Source organism: Variovorax sp. GW822-FHT04A09 (assembly GCF_058801005.1).
The window spans coordinates 1,514,919-1,538,854 of sequence record NZ_JBXAMV010000001.1; the positions used below are offsets into that span (position 1 = coordinate 1,514,919).

The window sequence follows — 23,936 nt, forward strand, 5'->3', positions numbered from 1 at the left end:
CGCGCGTCAGGCGTCCGCCCCCACGCGAATCAGACGCGCCGGCTTCAGCCGGCCATCCAGCGACGCCAGCCAGGCGCCCAGGTCCTCGTTCGACACGGGCGTCAGCAGCAGCTCGAAGGAACGCTGCGCGCGCACCGCGACGGGCACCGACTCCACGCTCTCCAGCTCCGAGCGGTGCGTGAGGTACAGCAGCGGCAGCATCCAGTCGGCCGCCTGGTGCATCGCGGGCACGCGCGCGACCGTCTTCTGCGCATCGGCGTGCAGCCCCACGATCACCCCGTCGAAGCGCTGGCCCACCTCCAGCGCCTGGATCAGGTCGGCGATGCGCACGAACGGGATGAAGTCGGCCCCCAGCGCCGTCAGCGAGTTGCCGGTACAGGCGCGCTGCAAGGCGTCGGAATCGACCAGCGCGATCCGGTAGCCCGAGGGAGCAGGCGCGTTCATCGTCACTGCTCCCCTGCGATGTCGAGCTCAACGCGCCGGTTGGGCTGCAGGCACTGCAGCAGCGCCGGCGTGCTGCGGCTGCCTTCGCAGTCGGACACCACCGGCTGGCGCTTGCCCATGCCCGCGGTGCGGATCAGCTTGCGGTCCAGGCCCTGCTGCACCAGCAGGTCGCGCACGGTGTTGGCGCGCTCCAGCGACAGCGCCTCGTTGTAGGCGTCACCGCCCAGCCGGTCGGTGTGGCCCGTCACCACGATGTAGTGCAGCGAGCGGAAGTTGTTGCGCAGCTCGACGGCCAGGTGCTCCAGCCGCGTGCGGCCCGCGGGCTGCAGGTCGGTGAGCGAGGCGCCGTCGAAGCGGAACAAGCCGTCTGCATTGAGCGTGACCTTCTGCGGCGGCGCCAGCTTGGTGCTGGCCGGTATCGGCGTGGCCGCCGGCGGCTGTGCGAGCAAGGCGCAGTCGGGGTTCTTCCACCAGCCGCCGGTCATCAGCTCGCTGCCGTTGAAACGCACCATGTACTGGCAGGTGACGTGCTCGCTGCCCTTGCCCGTGTAGAAGTGGAAGATGTAGTTCCACTCGCGCACGCCCCACAGCCCTTCGCTGAAGTGCGGCCAGCCCAGCAGCTCGCGCAGCTGGTCCTTGCCCATGCCGGGGCGCACGCGCTGGAACTTCTCGGTGCCCGGGAAGGCGCCCTGCTTCCACTTGGCGCTGTCCAGCGCCGGAAACTCCTCGGGCCTGGGCGCCGCGGGCTTCTCGGCCGCGGCGCGCGCCTGCGCGTCCTTGTCGATGGCGGCGCCGGGCGAGGCGCAGCCCTGCAGGGCCGCGAGCAAGGCCGCCAGTGCGACGGCGGACAGGGTTCGGTTCATCTGCTTCATTCTTTTTCTCTCCCGCTTCAATTGAAGACCCACTCGGCACCGACCGTGGCCGCGGCGCCGGCGCGGCTCATGCCCACGCCGCCGGTCACGCTCCAGCCGTTGTTCTCGGCCGTGCGACGGAAGCTAATGCCCACCGCGCTCTCGCCCTTGAACGTGCCGTAGCCCACGCGCATCACCGTCTTGCCCGGCACCGAGGTGCCCGGCATCTGCACGGCCATGGCGGCGGCCACGCCGGCATACGCGTTCTTGGCGGTGTTGCGCAGTTCGTTGCCCAGCGCGTTGGTGCGCGCGTCGGTGTAGGCCATGCCGGCGGCGCCGGCCTGGTTCAGCTGCTGCACGTTGACCGCGTCGGTGGGCGCCACGCCCGGCGCCACGTTCTGCACCGTGACCGGGCCGGTGGAGGCGCCGTTGCCCATGGTCACGCTGTTGTAGTTGACGCTGCCGTCCACGTTCGTGTCGTAGCGCACCGCGCTTTGCTGCACGGCCTGCAGCTGGCGCACGTTCACCGCGTCGGTGGCCTGCGTGCCACCGGCCACGTTGGTGATCTGGCGTTCGTTGCCGGCCGAACCGACCGACACCGCGCCCTGCGCCGACTGCACCACGGTGTTCGAGAACATCTCGCGCTGCCCGTTCATGCCCGCGCGATTGGCCACCGCGCCGTCGCCCAGCGCCACGCTGTTGGCCGTGCTGGCCGTGCTGTTGGCACCCAGCGCGATGCTGCCGGCCGCCTTGGCCTGCGCGTTGTTGCCGGTGGCGATGGAGTTGTTGCCGGTCGCAACGGCCTTCGGTCCGATCGCCACACTCTCCGCGCCCTTGGCGTCCGAGTCGGCCGCCTTCGAGTTCGCGTGGAAGTACTTGATACCGCCACCACCCGTGGTCATGTTGTTGATCGCCTGATTGGTCGCGTTGAGCTGGCTGCCGTTCACCGCGTCGGTGCTGGTGGCGCTGATCTCGCCGGCCGCGACGTTGGTGATCTGGCGCTCGGCGTCCTTCGAACCGACGCTGACCACGCCCACCGGCTTGGTGCCGGCGAACTGGTAGGTCGTGCCCTGGAGCGTGACCTCTTCGGTGGGCTTGGCCTCCGCCGTGGTCGCGTCGTTGCCCAGCGCGACGCTGTTCTTCGTGGTGACCACGGCGCCGGTGCCGATGGCCACGCCCTGGTCGGCCTTGACGGCCGCGCCCGAGCCCACCGCCGTGCTGTCGGTGCCCGTGGACGTGGGCGCCACGTAGGTCGTCGGCGACCCGGTGATCCACTTGCTGCCCGCCGCCGCAGCCTGGCTGGCCACCGCCTGCAGCTGCGCCACGTTCACGGCGTCGCTCGGTGCGGAGCCGGCGGCCACGCCGGTGATCTGGCGGAACACGCCGTGGGCGGCGTCGCCCACGCCCACCGCACCCGTCGTGCTGGTGGTGGCCGCGATGGCGTCCGCTTGTGCCGCGGTCGCCTCCGGCGGCACATAGCCCTTCGCGCCCGCTGCACGGTCTGCCGCCGAGCCTGCGCCCAATGCCGCACCACCGGTCGCGGTGGCCGTGCTGCCTGCACCCACTGCCACGCTCACATCGCCGACAGCGGCGCTCGCCGCGCCCATCGCGACGCTTGCCACGCCCGAGGCGTTCGAGGCCGCGCCCGCGGCCACGCTGCCGTTGCCTGCAGCCCGCGCCCAGGCGCCGAAGGCCGCGCTGTCGATGCCGTCCGCGGTCGAGAAGTAACCCACCGCCGTGCTGCGGTCGCCCATCGCCCAGGCGGCATTGCCGATCGACGTGGCGCTGACGCCCGCGGCCTGCGCCGCCGTGCCCATCGCCACCGCGTTGACGGCCGTCGCCTGCGCGTCCTTGCCCGCAGCGATCGCGTCGGCACCCGTGGCACCGTCGTTGTTCTCGTTGCCGCCGCCGGTCGAGTTCACGCTGTAGTACTTGGTCTTGCTCTCGGCGACCGTGTCCTTGAGCTGGCTGACGTTCACCGCGTCGGTGTTGGCCACGCCAGGCGCGACATTCGTGATCACCTTGCCACCCGCGTCGACGCCCGCCGTGGTCACGCTCGGACCGCCGACGATGGTCAGGCCGGTGGCGCCGAGGGTGACGTTCGGGCCGACGGTCACGCCGGCGTTGTTCATCACCGTGTCGCCGGTGGTCACGCTGTCGAACTTCACGTCCTTGGCCGTGGCCACGGTCAGCGTGTTGCCGTTGCGGGTGACGACCATGTTGTCGCCATTGGCGAAATTGGCCGTGCCGCCGGGCGCGATGTTCTGCGGCGTCGCCTCGCCGTTCGCGCTCAGGTTCCAGCCCTTGCTGGCCGTGGCGTCGACCAGCTTGAGCTGCTCTTCGGTGGCCGCGCGGCCCACGGTCGCAAAGCTCGGGTCGGTCAGCGTCTTGTTGCTCAGGCCCTGGATGTCGTTGCTGACGCCGCTGAGCTTGATGGTGCCGCTGGTGACGCCGCCGGCCGCGACGGCCGTGGTGGTCGTGCCGTTGTTGACCGTCAGGCCCGTGGTGTTCAGCACGCTCTGTCCCACGGTCACGCTGTTGTTGACCTTCACGTCGTCGGCCAGCTTGAAGTCGAGGTTCGTGCCGGTGCGCGTGATGGCGATGTTGCTGTCCGAGTTGCTGAAGTCGACCTTGGCACCCGGCGCGACGTTGCCGCCGGTGGCTTCACCGTTGGCCGCCACGTTCCAGCCTGCGCTGGCCGTGTCATTGACGATCTTCAACTGTTCTTCGGTCGCCCCACGGCCCACGGTGGCGAAGCTCGGATCGGTCAGCGTCTTGTTGCTCAGGCCCTTGATGTCGTTGGTGACACCGCTGAGGTTCACGCGGCCGCTGGTCACGCCACCGGCTGCGACAGCTGTGGTCGTCGTGCCATTGGTCACCGTGGTGCCCGCCGCCGTCGTCTTCGTGACATTGCCCGCGCCGTCGTTCACTGTCAGGCCCGTGGTGTTGAGCACGCTCTGGCCCACCGTCACGCTGTTGTTGACCTTGACGTCGTCGGCCAGTTTGAAGTCGAGGTTCGTGCCTGTGCGCGTGATCGCGATGTTGCTGTCCGAGTTGCTGAAGTCGACCTTGCCGCCTGGGGCGACGTTGCCGCCGGTGGCTTCGCCGTTCGCGGCCACGTTCCAGCCTGCGCTGGCCGTGTCGTTGACGATCTTCAGCTGTTCTTCGGTCGCCCCGCGGCCCACGGTGGCAAAGCTCGGGTCAGTCAGCGTCTTATTGCTCAGGCCCTGGATGTCATTGGTGACACCGCTGAGGTTCACGCTGCCACTGGTCACGCCGCCGGCGGCGACGACCGTGGTCGTCGTGCCGTTGGTCACCGTGGTGCCCGCTGCCGACGTCTTCGTGACGTTGCCTGCGCCGTCGTTCACCGTCAGGCCTGTGGTGTTGAGCACGCTCTGGCCCACCGTCACGCTGTTGTTGACCTTGACGTCGTCGGCCAGCTTGAAGTCGAGGTTCGTACCGCTGCGCGTGATCGCGATGTTGCTGTCCGAGTTGCTGAAGTCGACCTTGCCGCCCGGCGCGACATTGCCGCCCGTGGCTTCGCCGTTGGCCGCCACGTTCCAGCCTGCGCTGGCCGTGTCGTTGACCAGCTTGAGCTGTTCTTCGCTGGCTGCGCGGCCGACCGTTGCAAAGCTCGGATCGGTCAATGTCTTGTTGCTCAGACCCTTGACGTCGTTGGTGACACCGCTGAGATTCACGGTGCCGCTGGTCACGCCGCCAGCTGCGACGGCTGTGGTCGTCGTGCCGTTGTTGACCGTCAGGCCCGTGGTGTTGAGCACGCTCTGGCCCACCGTCACGCTGCTGTTGACCTTCACGTCGTCAGCCAGCTTGAAGTCCAGGTTCGTACCGCTTCGCGTGATCGCGATGTTGCTGTCGGAGTTGCTGAAGTCGACCTTGCCGCCGGATGCGACATTGCCGCCGGTTGCCTCTCCGTTGGCCGCAACATTCCAGCCTGCGCTGGCCGTGTCATTGACCAGCTTGAGCTGCTCTTCGGTGGCGCCACGGCCCACGGTCGCGAAGCTGGGGTCGGTCAGCGTTTTGTTGCTCAGCCCCTTGATGTCATTGGTGACACCGCTGAGGCTCACTGTGCCGCTGGCGACCCCACCGGCAGAGACGGCAGTGGTCGTCGTGCCGTTGTTGACTGTGAGGCCCGTGGTGTTGAGCACGCTCTGCCCCACCGTCACGCTGTTGTTGACCTTGACGTCGTCGGCCAGTTTGACGTCGAGATTCGTGCCCGTACGCGTGATCGCGATGTTGCTGTCCGAATTGCTGAAATCGACCTTGCCGCCCGGCGCGACGTTTCCGCCCGTGGCTTCGCCGTTGGCCGCCACGTTCCAGCCCGCGCTGGCCGTGGCGTTCACGATCTTTAGCTGCTCTTCAGTCGCTGCACGACCGACCGTGGCAAAGCCCGGAACAGTCAATGTCTTGTTGCTCAGGCCGCGGATGTCGTTGCTGACGCCACTGAGATTCACCGTGCCACTGGTCACGCCACCGGCGGCCATCGCCGTCGTGCTCGTGCCGTTGGTCACGGTGGAGCCCGTCGCCGACGTCGTCGTGACATTGCCTGCGCCGTCGTTCACAGTCAGACCCGTGGTGTTGAGCACGCTCTGGCCCACCGTCACGCTGTTGTTGACCGTCACGTCGTCGGCCAGTTTGACGTCGAGATTCGTGCCCGTGCGCGTGATCTTGATGTTGCTGTCCGAATTGCTGAAGTCGACCTTGCCGCCTGGGGCCACATTGCCACCGATGGCTTCGCCGTTGGCAGCCACGTTCCAGCCGGTGTTGGCCGTGTCGTTGACGATCTTGAGCTGTTCTTCTGTCGCGCCACGGCCCACGGTGGCAAAGCCCGGAACGGTCAGCGTCTTGTTGCTCAGGCCTGTGATCTCATTGGAGACACCGCTGAGATTCACAGTGCCGCTGGTCAGGCCACCGGCTGCAATCGCTGTCGTCGTGGTGCCGTTGTTGACGGTCAGGCCCGTGGTGTTGAGCACGCTCTGCCCCACGGTCACGCTGTTGTTGACCTTCACGTCGTCAGCGAGCTTGAAGTCCAGGTCCGTGCCCGTGCGCGTGATCTTGATGTTGCTGTCCGAGTTGCTGAAGTCGACCTTCGCGCCCGGCGCCACCTTAGCGCCCGTGGCTTCGCCATTGGCGGCCACGTTCCAACCGGTGTTGGCCGTGTCGTTGACAATCTTGAGCTGCTCTTCGGTGGCGGCCCGGCCCACCGTGGCAAAGCCCGCGACGTCCAACGTCTTGTTGCTCAGGCCCTGGATGTCGTTGCTGACACCGCTGAGGTTCACTGTGCCGCTGGTCACACCGCCGGAGGCCATCGCCGTCGTGCTCGTGCCGTTGGTCACGGTGGAGCCCGTCGCCGACGTCTTCGTGACATTGCCTGCGCCGTCGTTCACGGTCAGGCCCGTGGTGTTCAACACACTCTGGCCTACAGTCACGCTGTTGTTGACCTTGACGTCGTCGGCGAGCTTGACGTCGAGATCCGTGCCCGTGCGCGTGATCTTGATGTTGCTGTCCGAGTTGCTGAAGTCGACCTTCGCGCCAGGGGCCACCTTGGCTCCCGTGGCCTCGCTGTTGGCCGCCACGTTCCAGCCCTTGTTGGCCGTGGTGTCGACCAGCTTGAGCTGCTCTTCGGTCGCTGCGCGGCCCAGCGTGGCAAAGCCCGCGACGTCCAGCGTCTTGTTGCTCAGGCCTGTGATCTCATTGGAGACACCGCTGAGATTTACCGTGCCGCTGGTCACGCCACCGGCGACCACCGCGGTGGTCGTGGTGCCGTTGTTCACCGTGAGGCCCGTGGTGTTGAGCACGCTCTGCCCGACCGTCACGCTGTTGTTGACCTTGACGTCGTCGGCCAGCTTGAAGTCCAGGTCCGTGCCCGTGCGAGTGATCTTGATGTTGCCGTCCGAATTGCTGAAGTCGACCTTCGCGCCCGGCGCGACGTTGCCACCGGTGGCTTCGCCGTTGGCGGCCACGTACCAGCCCGCGTTGGCGGTCGCATCGACCGCCTTGAGCTGGCTCACATTCACCGCATCGGTGTCGTCCGAACCTGCGGCCAGGTTGGTGACGCGTCGATCCTTGCCCACGCCGCCCACCGACACCTCGCCCACCGGCGTAGCACCAGCCACCGACGCGACGCCGGATGGCTTGTAGGCCTCCTTGAGTGCCAGTGCCGCGGCATCCTGCGTCGACTTCGAGCCCGCGCCCAGCGCCACGCCGTTGGCCGCCGTCACTTCAGCGTCGGTGCCCACGGCAACCCCTGCGGAGACATCGGCCTTCGCGTTCTGGCCCAGGGCCGCACCCGCCACCGTACCCGCGACGGTCGTGCCGCCGAGGTAGGTCGCGATCGCGCCGTCACCGAAGGCCGCGCCGCCATTGCCGGCGCGCGCCGAAGCACCCATGGCCACGGAGCCCGTTGCCATGGCGTCGTAGCCGATCGCGATGCTCTTCTCGCCCAGTGCCTGCGCACCCTGGCCGATGGCCACGGCGCCGTCCTTGGCGGCGACGCTGTCCTGGCCCATGGCAACGGACCCCTTGCCGCTTGCCAGCGCGTTGGTTCCTATGGCAATCGCGTCTTCCGCCGAGGCCAGGGACAGGCGGCCCATGTTGATGGAGCGCGATCCGGCCGCGGTGCCCAACGCTCTCTCGAGCGAAGCCATGGCATCGGACGGCACCACGACGGCGCCGTTGACGTCCACGAGGTCGCCATTGCCGTTCAGGCTGTACGTACCATCCACGGACCCGGCTGCGATCTGGGAGAAGGTGACGCCATAGGGCGCCAGCACGCGGCTGGTTTCCTTGTCTGCCAGCGCTGCCGTGTCCACCGACGGATTGACTTGCGCCATGCCTGCGAAAGCGGCGAGACGCGTTGCACCGGCGCCTGTGCCGATGCGAACGATATCCTCGCCGGAACCTTGCGCCGTGCCGGTGCCGATGGAGACGTTGTTGTTGCCGCTCACCTCCGCACCCGCGCCCACGCCCAGGCTCACATTGCCGCTGCCCTGGACTGCCTGGCCGGCCACCCAGCCCGCCGCCAGGTTGTAGTTGCCGCTGCTGGAGGCGCCCGCGCCGTATCCCAGGCCTGCGTTGCCCTCGCCGGTCAGGCCGCTGCCCGCATTGCCACCGACCGCGGTGTTGAGCGAACCCGTGACCTGGTTGCCGGCATAGGCGCCGCCGGCGTAGTTGCCGGTGCCCTTGACGTCCGCGCCGGCGCTGTACCCCTGTCCGACGTTGTAGTCGCCCGTGACGTTGCTGCCGGCCTTGCTGCCGATGGCGATGTTGTCGTGAACGCTGGTCGGGTTGCCGTTCGCATCGAGCTCGCCGAAGACGGAGGTGCCCGCGCCCTCGCCCAGCGCGATGTTGCGGTCGCCCACGGTGCCGCCGCCGGCGGACCCGCCGATGCCGATGTTGTTGTCGCCGGTCACCCCGTTGGCGGCGCCGAGGCCCAGGGCGACGTTGCCGCTGCCTTTGCCGTATCCGCCGGCCGCGCGGCCGATGGCCACGTTGGAGGCGTTGCTGTTCGTTGCGTCGCTGGTCCAGCCCACGCCTGCGCCCCAACCGATGGCGACGCCGCCCTCGCCATTGGCTGCCGCATCGGTGCCCATGGTGATCGAGTTCTCGACGCTGATGTTGGGGTTGGTGACGGCCTTGGCGCGATTGCCGATCACGATCGCACCGTTGCCGTTCGCGCTGTAATCCTCGCCAGCGTTGGAGGCATTCAGCTCCGCGCCGTGGCCGATGACGATGGCGCTGTCCGCGGTGGCCACCGTGTTCGGTGCCGTGGCGCCGTCGGCGCGCGCGGTGATGGTGGCGCCACGTCCCATGGCGATCGAGTCGTTGGCCGATGCACGGCTGTCGAACGCGTCGACCTGGATGGCGGCACCCGAACCGATGGCCAGCGCATCGGAAGCCGTCGCCTGGTTACCGGAACCCGTGACGGCGATCCGTGCCCCGGCGCCGATCGCGCTGCTGCGCCGCACGTCGGCCTGCCCGTTGGTCGGCCCCGCGGCAGCCGCGGTGGCGGAAATGGTGGCGCCGGGTCCGAACACGGAGGTGTCGTCCGCGTTCGTGGCGGACGGGAAGCCGTTCACGTCGACGCCGCTAGCGGCCTGCGTGATCTTGGCCTGAGCCCCCACCGCGACGGCGTTGGCCGCAGCAGCTTGCGCACCGAGCCCGATCGCGACGGCGCCGGCGTCTTCGGCGGCAGCGCCGTCACCGACGGCGACGGAGGAGTCGGCGTTCGCAGTCGTGCGCGCATTGACGCCCGCAGCCAGGCTGTTCGCGCCCTTCGCGCCGTCGTTGTTGTAGTTGCCCTGCGGAACAGGGCTCGGGTCGTTGACGCTGTAGTAGTGCGTGGTCGCCGCGGCCTGCGCGGCCCGCAGTTGGGCCACATTTACCGCGTCGGTGGCTTGCGTGCCCGCCGCCACGTTCGTGATCTGCCGCGTCTGGCCGTTGCCGCCCACGCTCACCGCGCCCAGCGTGCTCTTCCACGTGGCCGAGGTGTCTGCCGACGCCGCACCCGTGACCGGATCGAAGCCCGCCTCGCCCTTGGCCGTGCTGGCCACCGACTGGCTGCCCAGCGCCACGCCGTCGGCCGCCGTCGCCTGCGCGTCCGTGCCCAGCGCAACAGCGCCCGACACATCGGCCTTCGCGTTCTGGCCGAGGGCCGCACCGGCCACCGTGCCCGCAACGGTCGCGCCGCCGAGGTAGGTGGCGGTCGCGCCGTCGCCGAAGGCCGCGCCGCCGTTGCCGGCGCGCGCCGAAGCGCCCATGGCCACGGAGCCGGTCGCGATGGCGTCGTAGCCGACCGCGATGCTCTTCTCGCCCAGCGCCTGCGCCTTCACGCCGACCGCCACCGCGCCGCTGGCGACACGCGTGTCGTTGCCGATCGCCACGGCGTCCTTGCCGTCCGCCGCTGTGGCGAACGAGATGTTGTCGCCCAGTGCGACGGTGTTGGCCACCGTGGTAGTGGCGCTGCCCAGCGTCTGGTGGTTGCCCAGCGCGAGCACGCTGGTGGCGTTGTTCACGCGGTTGTCCGCGCCCGCGACGAAAACGCCCGACGACTTGTTGACTTCGCTGTCGGCGCCGACGATGAATGCGTTGTCGATGCCGTCGGCTTTCACTTCGAAGCCCTGCACCGACGCCTTCACGGCACTCGTCACCGTGTTGTGCATGCCCGTGACCAGCACGTTGCTGCCCTTGTCCAGCGTGTTGCCCGCGCCGATCACGCCCACCTGGCCGAGCTGGGTGTTCTTGTCGCGGATGAGTGCGGCAATGCCGCCGGGGTTGAAGGCTTCGGCAATGCCACTGACATCGATCTTGTCGTTGTACGAATCGGTGATGGTGTTGCCGTAGCCCGCCACCAGCACGCCGTTGCTGTCCTGCACGTTGTTGGCCGAGCCCGCCACCGTGACCGCGACGCCGCTGAAGGTGCGGCTGTTCGTCGTGACGTCGGTGGTCGAGGTGCCGCGCGTGCCGACCGTGTTGTAGGCACCGTACAGGTTCGAGAACGCGCCTTGCGCCACGAACGAGGTGCCGAACAGGCCGCTCGCCGTGATGTTCTGGTTGACCAGCAGGTTGTTGCTGTTGCCCACCACCGTGGAGAACAGGCCCTGCGAGTTGGCGCTGTCGCCGATCAGCGTGCTACCGCGGCGGAACGCGCCCGTGTGGTTGCTGCGGTTGCCGGTGACGGTGGACGTGCCAATCTGGATCGCATCGACGCCCGCATAGGCGCTGCGGCCGATCGCGATGGCGCCGTCCTGGTTGGCGTCGGCGCTGTGGCCCACGGCCACGCCGAAGGTATTGGCGCTCGCATAGCGGCCGACGGCAATGGCGTTCGCAGCGGCGGTGCTGTCGCCGATCGAGACACTGTCGGTGCCTGCGGCCGTCGCGCCCCAGCCGAGCGCCGTGGAGCGCAGGCCCTGCGCCTGCGCGGCATTGCCGGTGGTGGCCGCGCCGCCGATGGCGGTGGCATTGGCCGCAGTGGCTGCCGCGTTGCGCCCCATCGCCACGGCCTCGGCCGCACTGGCGGTGCTGTCGCCGACGGCGATGCTGTCGGTGCCGCTGGCCAGGCTGCCGTAGCCCAAGGCGGTCGCCTGCGTGGCGGCGGCCGTCGTGGCGGCGTTGACGCCGGCCGCCAGCGAGTTGGTGCCTTGGGCGCCGTCGTTGTCGTGGTTGCTGCCGGCGCCGGTGGCAGTCGACTTGACGCTGTAGTAATGCGTCGTGGCTTCTTCCTGGGCGGCCTTGAGCTGCGAGACGTTCACCGCGTCGGTATCGACCGCACCCGCCGCCACGTTCGTGATCTGCCGCGTCTGGCCGTTGCCGCCCACGCTCACCGCGCCCACCGTGCTCTTCCATGTGGCCGAGGTGTCCGTCGAGGCCTTGCCCGTCGCCGGGTCGAAGCCTGCCACACCCTTGTCCGTGCTCGCCACCGACTTGCTGCCCAATGCCACGCCGTCGGCCACGGTCACGCTGGTCGAATCACCCAGCGCCGTCGCGTTGGCCACGTTCACGTTGACGTTGTTGCCCAGCACGAAGGTGTTGCTCGCCGCTGCGCCCAGCGTGTTGTTGTTGCCCACGCTGTAGCTGTTGGCACCGTCGATGACGCTCGGGTCACCGATGGCGCCGCTGTTGTTGCCGTTGACGACGTTGCCGGTGCCGATGCTGATCGATTGCGCACCGTTGGCCTGCGCGCCCGTGCCGATGGCGATGGCCTTGTCCTTGCCGACCTTTGCGCCCGTGCCCATCGCGATCGTGTTGCTCACGCTCAACTGAGCCAGGCTGACGGGGTTGCCACTGGCGTCGAGCTGGACGCCGCTGCCCGCGCCTGTCCCGAACGCCACGTTGTCGTCACCCTTGAGCATGCTGCCTGCCAAGGTGCCGCTCGCCGTGTTGCGATTGCCTTCCAGTTGGGCGCCGGCGCTCTCACCGCTGGCGATGTTCCTGTCGCCCGTCACGGTGTTGCCGGCGCCTTGTCCCATGGCGCTGTTGGAGTTGCCTGTCACGATGGCACCAGCAGCCCGGCCCATGGCACTGTTGTAGTTGCCCGTCACCTGCACGCCTGCGCGCTCACCGACTGCGGCGTTGCCGTCGCCCGCCACATGCTGCCCCGCTTCGGTGCCCAGTGTTGCGTTGAACTTGCCTTTGACATCCGCACCGGCACTCGCGCCCACGGCACTGTTGCTCACGCCGTCCACGTCCTGTCCTGAACCGGAACCGACGGCGGTGTTGTAGCGGTTGGTCGCTGCCGATCCCTTGCCCGCCTCAAAGCCGATCACGGTCGCGGTGCCTCCCATGGCCTGCGCGCTGTCGCCGATCGCAATGCTGCGCGGCCCCTTGGCGAGCGCGTCGCGTCCCATGGCAAGGGAACCACCGGCAGAAAAGTTGGTCCCGGGCCCGGGGGGCGGCGCACCGTCTGCGCGAGCCCCGTGGCCGACGGCAATGTCGCCGGCTTCGTCTGCCCGGGCCTGGACGCCCATCGCCACGGATTGGTCTCCATACGCTCTGGCGCCGTCACCGACCGCCGTACTCGAATCGCCGTTGGCGGACGACATGGCGCCGATCGCGACGGCGCCATCGCGTGTTGCGCGGGCGAACTTGCCGAGCATCACGGTGTTGCTGGCGGACACCGACGTCTGGCCGCCCTGCTCATCCAGCCTTGGCGCGGCATTGCCCGTGGTTGTGTTCAGCCCGGCCACGTCGGCCGCCGAAAGCACGGTAGCGCCGGACGCCGCGTTCACGACGTTCCCGCTGGCATCCATGGTGTATTGGCCATTGCCCAGGCCATCGATGAGGCCTTGATAGGTCACGCTCAAGCCGGATGCGGCGAGGAACCTGTCGGCAACTTCGATTTCGAGCGCGACCCTGTTCGCCTGGATGGCCTTGCTGTCGGCAGCCGAAAGTGCGGTTTGGGCAGCGGCATCGCCGGCAGAAGCCCCCGCGCCCACGCCAAGCACCACGTTGTTACTGCCGACCAGGGCTTGGGCCGCAGCCGTACCCTGCGCGATGTTGTGGCTTCCCTGAATTCCGTTGCCGGCATTGGAGCCCAGCGTGCTGTTGTAGTTGCCTTGTACCGACTGCCCCGCCCCAACGCCCAGTGCGGTGTTTCTGTCGCCGTTCGCGCTGCTGCCGGCATCCGCGCCCAGGCTCACATTCAAGTTCCCGGTGGCACCGCGCGCGGCACCGGTGCCCACGGCCGTGATCGCCTCGCCGGCCCCTTCGAAGCCTGTGTACATGCCGATATAGACACTGCGCGCGTCTGCGCCTGTGTGCGAGGCGCCTGCGCTCTCGCCCACCGACACCATGCCTTCGCCAATGGCGCGCGATCTGGAACCGATCGCGATGGTCCCGAACCCCTGTGCCTGTGCATCGCCGCCGACGGAGACGCTGCCTGAACTCTTGGCCGAGGCCCCGTCGCCGATGGCGACGGCCGAGTTGCCAGAGATGCCAAACGGGCGATCGAGACCATCGGCCACCGCGTTCCGGCCAATGGCAACATCAGCCAATCGGACCGCGTTGGCGCCGCTACCCATCGCCACCGCATCGTTCCCGATCGCCTTGGCATCAGGGCCGATGGCCGTGCTGTTCACCCCAATGGCGCCCGAATTGGCCTGGGTCGAATTGCCGACCGCGGTCGAATTCACATGCAGGTACGGCGTCTCGTCGACGCTCACCCAGCGCCCGCCCTTCCAGGTCACCAGGCCTTGGGTGAGGCCGTTGGTGGTGGTTCCCTGTGTGGTGTTGAAGAGCATCATGCCGTCGGCCGGCACGCCGCCGGGCAGGCCCCAGGTGGTGGCATCGGTGAGCGCCACGCGCGGCATCATCACGCCGCGGGTGTACGAGTTGATGTCGAGGATGGCTCCCGGCACCGCGTCAGGACCCGGGTGCCCCGTGGGGACGGCTTCGTTGATCATCGTCTGCGACCAGCCCTGGCCACCGCCCAACAGCGCCGCTCCCATCACCCCGGCCGTGACGGCCGCACGCACCACGCTGCCGCGCTTGCCCCGCGCTCGGGTCGTTTCCGACGCGGCAACCCAAGCGCCCAGCGCTTCATTCCAGATGGATCGATAAGACTTGTTCATTTCCCCTGTTCCTCGGATGCAAGCCAGCCTTACTCCGCAGGATCGCGACATGGCGAGCGGAGATGACCGGAGATGTGGAGTGATCGGAGCGCCGGGTGGCGCTACAGGGGGCGGATGATGTCGAGGGCCTTCGAGGGTAGAAGGGCCGGCGTGAGGTTTGGTCAGATTTGCAGCCAGCTTTAGGCTGCATTTGTGAATTTCTTTACTACTTCATAACCATCGCCAACAATGTTGATAACGTCCACGCTACGGAATTCGTCAGATTTCGGGTGTGGATTCACTGTCAAAATTGCCGCCGCCACCCCTGGAGTCCATGCGCATCGCCATCCTTGAAGACGACCCGAACCAGCTCTCGCATCTCGTGCGGACACTCGAGCAGCTGTTAACAATTGGCGAGACGAATGTGACCTGCATCACGTTTTCGAACGGGTCGACCTTGCAACAGGCACTGCGGCGCGAAAGCTTCGATCTGCTGGTGCTCGACTGGAACGTGCCCGGCCTGGCCGGCGTCGAATTGCTGCAGTGGCTGCGCAAGTGGCAGACCGACAAGGTGCCGGTGCTCATGCTGAGTTCACGCGCTTCCGAGCACGACGTGGTGCAGGCGCTGAACCTCGGCGCCGACGACTACATCGTCAAACCCTTCCGACCGCTCGAACTGCGCGCCCGCGTGCAGCGCCTGATGGCCCGGCGCGTGCCGCTCGCGCCGTCCGACGGCGAGCGCTTCGGCCGCTGGGAGTTCGAACGGGTGTCGCAAAGCGTGCTGATCCACCCGGCCCCGGGCGACGACGCCGCGCCGCAGCGGCATGCCCTCACCGACCGCGAATTCAAGCTCGCGCTGACGCTGTTCCAGCACATGGGCGACACGGTGTCGCGCGCGCATCTGCTCGAAAGCGCCGGCTACAGCAACGAAGAACTGCCTTCGCGCACGCTGGACAGCCACATCTACCGGCTGCGCAGCAAGCTCGGCCTCGAAGCCGAAAGCGGACTGAGCCTGCGCACGGTGTACGGCCGCGGCTACCGGCTCGAGGCCACGCAACACGCACCGCAGGCGGATTCCTGATGGCGACGACGCACCCAACCCCGTTCCGCCCGTTCCGCCTGCACCGCCTGCTGTCCTGCGCCGCGCTGCTCGTCGCCACGGCGGCGAGCGCGCAGTCGCCGCACGTGGTGAAGCCGGGCGAAACCCTGTGGGGCATCTCGGGCCAGCAGCTGGACACGCCGCTGCGCTGGCCCGAAGTGCAGCAGCGCAACCAGGTGGGCGAGCCCCGCCTGTTGCAACCGGGCACGGTGCTGTACTTTGCCGACGGCCGGCTCGTGCCCGAGGGCGCGGCGGTGGTCACCGCGGTCGAAGGCCGGGCCTCGCGCAAGCGCGCGGGTGTGCCTGAACAGGTCCTCACGCCCGGCCTGCCGATCCAGGCCGGCGACACGCTCATCACCGGCACCGATGCCTTCGTGACCCTGGGCGTGGCGGGCGGCAGCCGCGTCGTGCTGCCCTCGCGCAGCGCGCTGGAGGTGCTGGCCATCGATGCCAATACCGTGCGGCTGCGGCTCATCGAAGGTCGCGTCGAATCGCAGGTGCACAAGCAGCAGCCGAACCAGCAGTTCGAGATCCGCGCGCGGTCGATGGGGCTGGGCGTGCGCGGCACCCACTTTCGCGTGCGCGACGAAGACGGCGTGCTGACGGGCGAGGTGATCTCGGGCGAGGTGGTCGTGCAAGGCCCCGTGCAGGCCGAACCGCCGCTCGTGCTGCGCGAAGGCCGCGGCGCGGTGCTGCTGGAGAGCGGCCCGTCGCAAGCGCAGGGCCTGCTGCCGGCGCCCCAGCTGGTGCCCGAAACGGCGGCGCGCAACGACCGCACGTTCCGCTTCACGCCCGTTGCGGGCGCGCAAACCTACCGCCTGCAATTGGCGCGCGACGAGCGCTTCCTGCTGCCGGTGTACGAACAACGCGGCCCGGGACCTTCTTTCACGGTGCCGGCGGAACTGCCATCGGGCCTGTACCAGCTGCGCCTCACGGCCTTCGATGCCGCCCGGCTCGAAGGGCTGCCGGGCGACGGCACGGTCTACCTGCCCACGGTCGAAGGCGGCGCGGGCGGCCAGAGCACGTCGACCGCACTGCCCGACGGGCGCGTGGAGGTCCGCTGGCCGGGCATCGCGGGCCAGCGCTACACCTTCGAACTCTCGCGCAGCCCCGACTTCGCCGTGTTGCTGGTGAACGAGCCCGCGGTCTATGCCACCGGCATGACGCTCGGCCCCTTCGCGCTCGGCGGGCGCTACCACTGGCGCGCGCGCCAGGCCACCCCCGACGGTGCTGCGTCCGCAGCGACCGGTTTCGGCGGAAGCTTCGACATTCCGGCGCGCTGAAGCGGGGCCACGCGCATGCGCCTCGTCGTCGAACGCCTGCTGATGGCGCTGCTGCTGCCGCTGGCCATGCTCGGCCTGGCGCACCGCCCGGGCCTGCTGCAGATGGATGCGTACATCCACGACCGCCTGCTGATCCTGGCCTCGCACCGGGCGTCGGCCGACATCCTGATCATCGCCATCGACGAGCACAGCCTGCGCGAGCTCGGTCGCTGGCCCTGGAGCCGCGCGACCCACGCGCGCCTGCTCGAACGGCTCGCGCCCGCGGCGCCGCGCGCGGTGCTGCTCGATCTTTTCCTGACCGAGCCGAGCGCCGACCCGCGCGAAGACGCGCACCTGGCGCGGGCCATGGGCCTGCTGCCCGTGTACCTGCCGCTGCTGCATGCGAGCCCCCTGGCTTTCACGAGCCACGAATGGCCGGGCTTCCTGCCACCGCTGCCGGACTTTGCCGCCCAAGCCCGCGGCGTGGGGCATGCCGGCCTCGCGCCCGACACCGACGGCGTGGCGCGCACGCTGTACCTGCTCGAGGGCTATCCGAACCAGCTGCAGCCCTACGTGGGCGCGCTGATGGCACAGCGCGTCCCGCCGGCCGTGGTCGACCCCGAGGCGACGCCGGTCGACTGGCTGCGCCAGAGCCCGTTGCGCCTGCTGTTCGCCGGCCCGCGCGGCAGCTACCGCACCGTGCCCTACGTGAGCGTGCTGCGGGGCGAAGTGCCCGCCGAGCTGCTGCGCGACAAGCTGCTGCTCGTGGGCGCCACCGCGCCCGGCCTCGGCGACCAGACGCTCACGCCCAACGCCGGCATCCGCGGCGTGCTGCCCGGCGTGGAGGTGCATGCCAATGCCATCGACAACCTGATGCACGGGCGCAACGTGAGCGTGTCGCCGCCGCTGTGGCACGCCGCCTGGACCGTGGTGCCGCTGTGGCTCGCGCTGTGGCTGCTGGTCCGGCGGGGCCGGCACGCGCTGCCGATCGCCGCCGGCCTCGCGAGCGCGTGCCTGCTGATCAGCGGCATCGCCATGCTGGTGTGGCACCACTGGCTGCCGCCTGTGGCGCCGATGCTCGGCCTGGCCATCCTCTACCTGCTGTGGAGCTGGCGCCGTCTCGAATCGCAGTTCGTCTACCTGCGCAAGCGCGCGCAGGTGCTCGACGCCCTGCCCGGCGGCACCTTCGAAGTCATGCCGGCCCGCTCGCCGGCGCCCGCCGATCCGGCGGAGCATCCCAAGCAGGCGCTCGACCGCGCCATTGCACGCCTGCGGCGCATGCAGCAGCTCATGGACAAGGCCATGCAGGCGATGCCCGTGGCCATGCTGATCTGCGACGAAGAGGGGCGCATCGGGTCGGGCAACGCCGCAGCCTTCCGGCTCCTGGGCGCCGGTGCCATGCCATCGCACGAGGACGATGGCATGGCACCGCCCGCGCTGCGCGGCGTGCGCCTGCCCGAGCTGATCGCGCCGCTGGCCGTGCCGCCCGCCAGCGGCACGCCGGCCCGCACGGACGCCGCCCACTGGACCGACCGGCTGCACGGCGAGTACGCGACCCCCGACGCGCGCGTGTTCCGCCTGGAGGCCGCGGCCTTCAGCGGCGACGCGCCCGAAGACCGGGGCTGGGTCGTGATGCTGCCCGAGCTCACGGCCGAGCGCGAAGCGCAGCGCCAGCGCGACGAGTGGCGCCAGTTCCTGTCGCACGACCTGCGCAGCCCGCAGGTCACCATCCTCAGCATCCTGTCGATGCATCCCACTGCCGATGCCGACATGCGTTCGGCCATCGGCCGCGAAGCCGAGCGCACCCTGGCGATGGCCGAGGGCTTCATGGATTTCGCGCTCGCCGAATCGGACGACTACCGGTTTGCGGACACGCACGTCGGCGCCGTGCTGCTCGATGCCAGAGACCAGGTGTGGCACTACGCGCAGTCCCATGGCGTGCGCGTCGAAGCCCGCATCGACGACGCCGCCGGCGACACGATCCTGCGCGCCGACGGGGCCTTGCTGACCCGCGCCATCGTCAACCTGCTGAACAACGCCATCCGCCACAGCCCGTCCGGCCGCCGCGTGGAATTGGGCATGGCCATCGAACCCGCGACCAGCGTGCGGATCTCCGTCAGCGACCAGGGCTCGGGCATGACGCCCGGACAGCTCGACGCCCTGCTCCACGCACCGCGCGGACGGCGCGCGCCCACCGCGCCGGAAGCCGCCCCCGGCGAGACCAAGGGCACGGGCACACGGCGCATGGGCCTGGGCTTTTCCGTCGTGCGCGCGGTGGTCCAGAAACACAACGGCACCCTGGGCGCGGACAGCACGCCCGGTGCCGGCACCACCGTCTGGCTGCGGCTGCCCCTGCCCGGTTCGCGCCCTAGCACATCGAAGTGACGGGTTTTCCAATCCCGATGGGGACAATGTTGTGGAAAACCGTGTGCGCAGCGCGCGAAACCCTTGCCTGGCGGGGCCTGCAACACGGTGCCTGCGAAACAGGCAGCGACGCTGAAAAACCTGGAGAAATATTTTTCTCGGCGTTTTCGCCACACTTTCGGCGCCGAATCGGGGCGCGCCGCAGCACCGGTGGGACCACCGCGGCGCTCAGTCCGAGGGCTCGCTCGCCGCACCGTCGGCGAGCATGGCCGCGATGGTCGGCGCCTCCAGCCCGGCTTCGGCCAGGAGGCGGCGGGTGTCCGCGCCGCGACGCACGGGCGCGCGCAGCGAAGGCGTCAGCGGCTTGCTGGACGTGAAGCCGATGCCCGGCACCGGCACCCGCCGCGCGCCGTTCGGCAAGGGCAGTTCCACGTGCGGCCAGTCGCGCGCCATCTGAGCCGCCGCCTGTGCGGGGCGCATCACCGGCGTGGCGGGCACGCCGTGGCGGGTCAGCAGCGCATCCCATTCGGCCGTGGTCCTTCCACCCAGCGCCTGGCCCAGCAGCGCCTGCGCGCGCGGCACGTCGCGCTGCTCGGCGGCCTCGTGCAGTGACGACAGCAGCGAGGCGTCCGTGCCGGTTTCGCGCAGCGCGTTCAGCAGCCCCTTCGCCTGGTCGGCCGCATTGCAGACGATGGCCAGCTGGCCGTCGGCCACCTCGAAAGTGCCCGACAGCGGGCTGCCTGAAAACGCGGTCGATGCGCTGCGTGGCATCTCCATGCCACTGACCAGCGGCCCGGCGTAGGTGGGCGCCATCAGCGTGAGCGCCGCGCCCATCATCGACACTTGGAGCCATTCGCCGCGCGTGCGTGCCTCGCCGTTCGGTCGGTCGCGCCGGTAGAGCGCGCTCATCACCGCCAGCGCCGCCTGCTGGCCCACGGCGTAGTCGACGAGCGGGAAACCCACCCGCTGCGGCTTGCCGTCGCGGTCGGCGTTGGCCGCCATGAGCCCGCTCGCGGCCTGGATCACGTGGTCGTAGGCGCGCCGGTCCGATGCGGGGCCGAAGCCGGTGATCGAGCAGACGACCAGCTGCGGATGGCGCGCGATCAGTTGCTGCGGATCGAAGCCGAGCGCCGCCAGCTTGCCGGGCCGGAAATTTTCCAGCAGCACATCCGCGCTGCCGATCAGTTCGCTCAGCGCCTCTTTGGCCCGCGGGTCGCGCGCATCGATGGCCAGCGAGCGCTTGCCCGCGCCCTGCGTCACGAAGGTCTCGCCCAGTCCGAGGGCGGTCAGTTCGGCGTCCAGGCCCTTGGCGCGAATCATGTCGTCGCCGTCGGCGCGCTCGATGCGGATCACCTCGGCGCCGAGCAGGCCGAGCTGGTAGCCGGCGAAGGGGCCGGCCAGCACATGGGTCCAGTCGATGACGCGCAAGCCGGCCAGGGGTGTGGAGGTCGATGTCATCGCGTCACTCCGGCTTGACGCCACTGTTCTTCACATAACGCGCCCAGCGGGCGATCTCTTCCCGGGCGAAGCGGCGGCCCTCTTCGAGATTGAACGCCAGCGGCTGCGTTCCGCTGCTGGCGCGCAGTTGCACCGACTCGGGCGATGCCGACGATTTGCGGATGGCCGCATGCAGCGTCTCGACGATGGGCGCGGGGGTGCCCGCGGGCACGAACACGGCAGTCCATCCGGTGATCTCGAAATCGGCAATGCCTTGTTCGCGGAACGTGCCGACGTCCGGCGTGGCCGGATAGCGCCACGCGGCCGCCACGGCCAGCGGCTTCAGCTTGTTCCCGTCGATGAAGACCTTGGCCACCGACGCGTCGGAAAACGCGAAGTCGATGTGCCCGCCAGCCAGGTCCGCCAGCGATTGCGGGTTCGACTTGTAGGGAACCGTGACGGCGTCGATGCCCGCCGACTTGCGAAAGATCTCGCAGGCCACCTGCGTCACGGCGTTGCCGCTGCCGCACCTGAGCGCGTTCGGATGGGCCTTGCCGTAGGCCATCAGGTCGGCCAGGTTGCGCCACTTGGCGTTGGCCGCGAGGTACAGCGAGATCGGGCTGGTGCCCAGGCCCGCCACCATCTCGAACGACCCGGGTTCATAGCCGAGCCTGGCCGGGAAGAACGAGAAATTGACAGCGTTGGTCGTGGCCGAGCCGATCAGCAGCGTGTACCCGTCGGGCTTCGCGCGCGCTGCGGCCGCCGTTCCCAGCGCGCCGTTGGCGCCCTGCTTGTTGTCGACGATGACGGGCGTCTTCAGGATGTCCGTCAGGTCCTTGGCCAGCACGCGCGCGCCGATGTCGGTGCCGCTGCCCGCGGCGAACGGAACCACCAGCGTGATGGGGCGCGAAGGATAGGCCGCTTGTGCGCAGGCCGAGGCAGTCCCCAGGGCCCACAGGGCGCCCAGGAAGAATGAACTGCGAAGCATGATGGGTGTGTCTCCTGGTGGTGTCCGGGCTGAACGATAGGTTGCCGCCCGGCGCGCAGCAACCTACATTCCGTGGCGACCTTTTCCACTTTGGAAAACCATGAACTTGAACGACCTCCATCTGGCCGTGGTGATCGCGCGCGAAGGCGGGCTGAGCCATGCCTCGGCCTGCCTCGGCATTTCACCGGGCACCCTGAGCAAGGCCGTGACGCGGCTCGAGCGCGCCACCAAGGTCAAGCTGTTCGAACGGCTGGCCCGGGGCATGCGCCCCACCGAGCTGGGCCAGGCCTTCCTGAAGCGGGCGCAGCGCATCGACCTGGACGCCACCGACCTGCATGCGGAACTGCGCGACCTGCGGCAGGCGCGCGCCGGCGTGCTGCGCTGCGGTGTCGGCGACGGCATTCCCGACCGCTGGGTGCTGCCGGTGGTGGCCGCGCTCATCGAGCGCGGGATCCGCGTGGACCTGTCGGGTGGCAACTCCGACTCGCTCACGCGGGCCGTCGCCATGGGCGAGCTGGAGTTCGCCCTGACCGGCCTGCACAAGAAACCGGCGGCCGCGCTGGCATGGGAAGGCCTGCGGGACGACCCGCTGCTGCCCATGGCGCCGATCGGCCATCCGCTGGCACGCACCCGACGCGAGGTGGGCTGGGACCAGCTCGCGCAGGCGCGGTGGATCGTCATGGCGCCCGGCACGTCGACGCACACCGAGTTCGAAGCGAACTTCCGCGCGCACCGGCTCGACCCGCCCGAGCCGGTGGGCACCTCGCGTTCATCCCAGCGCGAGCTGGCGTTGGTGCGCTCGCTGGGCGCCTTGATGCCCGTGCCGCGTTCGGTGCTGAAAGAGCCGCCGGTCGCGGCGCAGTTCGTGCCCGTCAGCCCCGTCGGCGGATGGCGATCGACCCGCCGCGTGGGCATCGTGCGGCGCGCTGGCGGCTACCTCAGTCCCTCGGCGTCGCAAGCCATGGAGGCGCTGGAAGCCATCCTGCGCAAGGAGCGCTGACGACTGGAGCCGCAAGGCATGGTGCGCCGCGTGCGTTAGGCTCCACGATCCCTTCAACCCCTCCTCCCATGCACATCGAAGAACGCATCCACATCGCCGTCCCGCCCCGGGTCATCGACCGCATCTGGAGCGAGGTCGACCGATGGCACCTGTGGGACCCGGACACCAAGCAGGCCCGGCTCGACGGCCCCTTCGCCGTGGGCACCAAGGGCCGGATCGTTCCGCAAAAAGGCATGGGCGTCCCGATGGTGGTCACGGAGCGCTCCGAGGGCCGGTCGTTCACCGCGCAGGGCTACATCCCCCTGTTCCGCATGCACTTCAAGCACACGGTGTCTGCAACGGACAGCGGCTCGGACGTGGTGCACCGCGTGTGGTTCACCGGCGCCCTGGCCTTCCTGTTCGGGCCGGGCGTCGCCAAGCAGGTTCGACACGGACTGCCCCGGACCATGCGGTCGCTGAAGGCCTATGCCGAGCAGCGCCACGCCACGTCCAGGTCCGGCGACGCCCCCTGAAAGCCGCCGCGCGCTGGCATCGCACCGCGAATTCCCGCGCGCTGGCGAATGAAGGCGCATCATGGGCCGATGAACATCCAGCTCGGTTTCGAGATCGCCTACCAGTTTCCCCGGCCGACGCCGATGATCCTGGCCCTCAGCATTCACTACTCGCGCGCCTCGGACCTGCTGCGCCCGGACCACCTGCTCACGAAACCGTCCGTTCCCACCACCGCGTACCGTGACCTGTTCGGGAACTGGTGCACACGCCTGGTCGCCCCCGCGGGCCGCTTCGTGCTGAGCACCGACACCGTGATCCACGACAGCGGCGCACCCGACATCGTCGTGCCCTCGGCGCCACAGGTGCCGGTGGAGTTCCTGCCCGAGTCCACCCTGCTCTACCTGCTGGGCAGCCGGTACTGCGAAACCGACCTGCTGTCCGACTTCGCCTGGCAGCGCTTCGGCAACGGCCCGACCGGCTGGGGCCGCGTGCAGGCCGTGTGCGACTTCGTGCACCAGCACATCGAGTTCGGCTACCCGCATGCGCGGCGCACCCGCTCGGCGTTCGAAGCCTTCAAGGAAGGGCAAGGCGTGTGCCGCGACTACGCGCACCTGGCCATCACGCTGTGCCGCTGCCTGAACATTCCGGCCCGCTATTGCAGCGGCTACCTCGGCGATGTCGGCACCCCGCCGCCGCACGGCACGATGGACTTCGCGGGCTGGTTCGAGGCCTTCCTGGGCGACCGCTGGTACACCTTCGACGCGCGCAACAACGTGCCCCGCATCGGCCGCGTGCTGATCGCGCAAGGGCGCGACGCCAGCGACGTCGCACTGTCCAACACCTTCGGGCCCAACGAACTGGATGGGTTCAGGGTGTGGTGCGACGAGGTGCAGTGAACTGAATCGCCGGTCGCACGCACGCGGCCGGGTCGGCCC

General features: G+C 69.2%; 11 protein-coding genes. 6 read left to right on the forward strand and 5 right to left on the reverse strand.

Annotated elements, in window-relative coordinates:
• Positions 1-6 precede the first annotated feature (6 nt).
• The 3 genes from AC1RLW_RS06865 to AC1RLW_RS06875 are packed head-to-tail and all read right to left on the reverse strand — an operon-like array spanning position 7 to position 14,380.
• Positions 7-444, reverse strand: a complete 438-nt coding sequence (locus tag AC1RLW_RS06865; protein ID WP_095744971.1) for a hypothetical protein — start codon at positions 442-444, stop codon at positions 7-9.
• Between the two features lie 2 nt (positions 445-446).
• Positions 447-1,307, reverse strand: coding sequence for an OmpA family protein (locus AC1RLW_RS06870; protein ID WP_095747570.1), 861 nt, complete (start codon positions 1,305-1,307; stop codon positions 447-449).
• Positions 1,308-1,333: 26 nt separating this feature from the next.
• The gene (locus AC1RLW_RS06875; RefSeq protein ID WP_493192552.1) at positions 1,334-14,380 is read right to left on the reverse strand and encodes an ESPR-type extended signal peptide-containing protein; all 13,047 of its coding nucleotides are present in this window, start codon (positions 14,378-14,380) and stop codon (positions 1,334-1,336) included.
• Between the two features lie 313 nt (positions 14,381-14,693).
• Here AC1RLW_RS06875 and AC1RLW_RS06880 point away from each other — a divergent pair, with 313 nt between their 5' ends.
• The 3 genes from AC1RLW_RS06880 to AC1RLW_RS06890 are packed head-to-tail and all read left to right on the forward strand — an operon-like array spanning position 14,694 to position 19,105.
• The gene (locus AC1RLW_RS06880) at positions 14,694-15,440 is read left to right on the forward strand and encodes a response regulator transcription factor (protein WP_062474555.1); all 747 of its coding nucleotides are present in this window, start codon (positions 14,694-14,696) and stop codon (positions 15,438-15,440) included.
• Positions 15,440-16,741, forward strand: a complete 1,302-nt coding sequence (locus AC1RLW_RS06885; protein WP_493192553.1) for a FecR family protein — start codon at positions 15,440-15,442, stop codon at positions 16,739-16,741. Before AC1RLW_RS06880 ends, AC1RLW_RS06885 begins: the two co-directional genes overlap by 1 nt.
• Positions 16,742-16,756: 15 nt before the next feature.
• Positions 16,757-19,105 (forward strand): CHASE2 domain-containing protein, encoded by a 2,349-nt coding sequence (locus AC1RLW_RS06890; RefSeq protein ID WP_493192554.1) that lies wholly within the window; start codon positions 16,757-16,759, stop codon positions 19,103-19,105.
• A gap of 207 nt (positions 19,106-19,312) precedes the next feature.
• On the opposite strand, the gene AC1RLW_RS06895 is transcribed toward AC1RLW_RS06890, so the two are convergent.
• Both AC1RLW_RS06895 and AC1RLW_RS06900 read right to left on the reverse strand, forming a co-directional pair.
• A complete protein-coding gene (locus AC1RLW_RS06895) occupies positions 19,313-20,542 on the reverse strand; it encodes a CaiB/BaiF CoA transferase family protein (protein ID WP_493192555.1) in 1,230 nt (409 codons plus the stop codon).
• Between the two features lie 4 nt (positions 20,543-20,546).
• Complete coding sequence (locus tag AC1RLW_RS06900) at positions 20,547-21,509, reverse strand: Bug family tripartite tricarboxylate transporter substrate binding protein (protein WP_493192556.1); 963 nt, start codon at positions 21,507-21,509, stop codon at positions 20,547-20,549.
• A gap of 100 nt (positions 21,510-21,609) precedes the next feature.
• On the opposite strand from AC1RLW_RS06900, the gene AC1RLW_RS06905 reads away from it, so the two are divergent.
• The 3 genes from AC1RLW_RS06905 (at position 21,610) to AC1RLW_RS06915 (ending at position 23,897) form a co-directional block, all read left to right on the forward strand.
• Positions 21,610-22,509: a LysR family transcriptional regulator gene (locus tag AC1RLW_RS06905; RefSeq protein ID WP_095947530.1), complete on the forward strand. Its 900-nt coding sequence runs from the start codon at positions 21,610-21,612 to the stop codon at positions 22,507-22,509.
• Positions 22,510-22,577: 68 nt separating this feature from the next.
• Positions 22,578-23,021, forward strand: coding sequence for an SRPBCC family protein (locus AC1RLW_RS06910; RefSeq protein ID WP_493192557.1), 444 nt, complete (start codon positions 22,578-22,580; stop codon positions 23,019-23,021).
• Between the two features lie 69 nt (positions 23,022-23,090).
• On the forward strand, positions 23,091-23,897 hold the full coding sequence (locus AC1RLW_RS06915) for a transglutaminase-like domain-containing protein (protein WP_493192558.1): 807 nt from the start codon (positions 23,091-23,093) through the stop codon (positions 23,895-23,897).
• Positions 23,898-23,936: the final 39 nt, after the last annotated feature.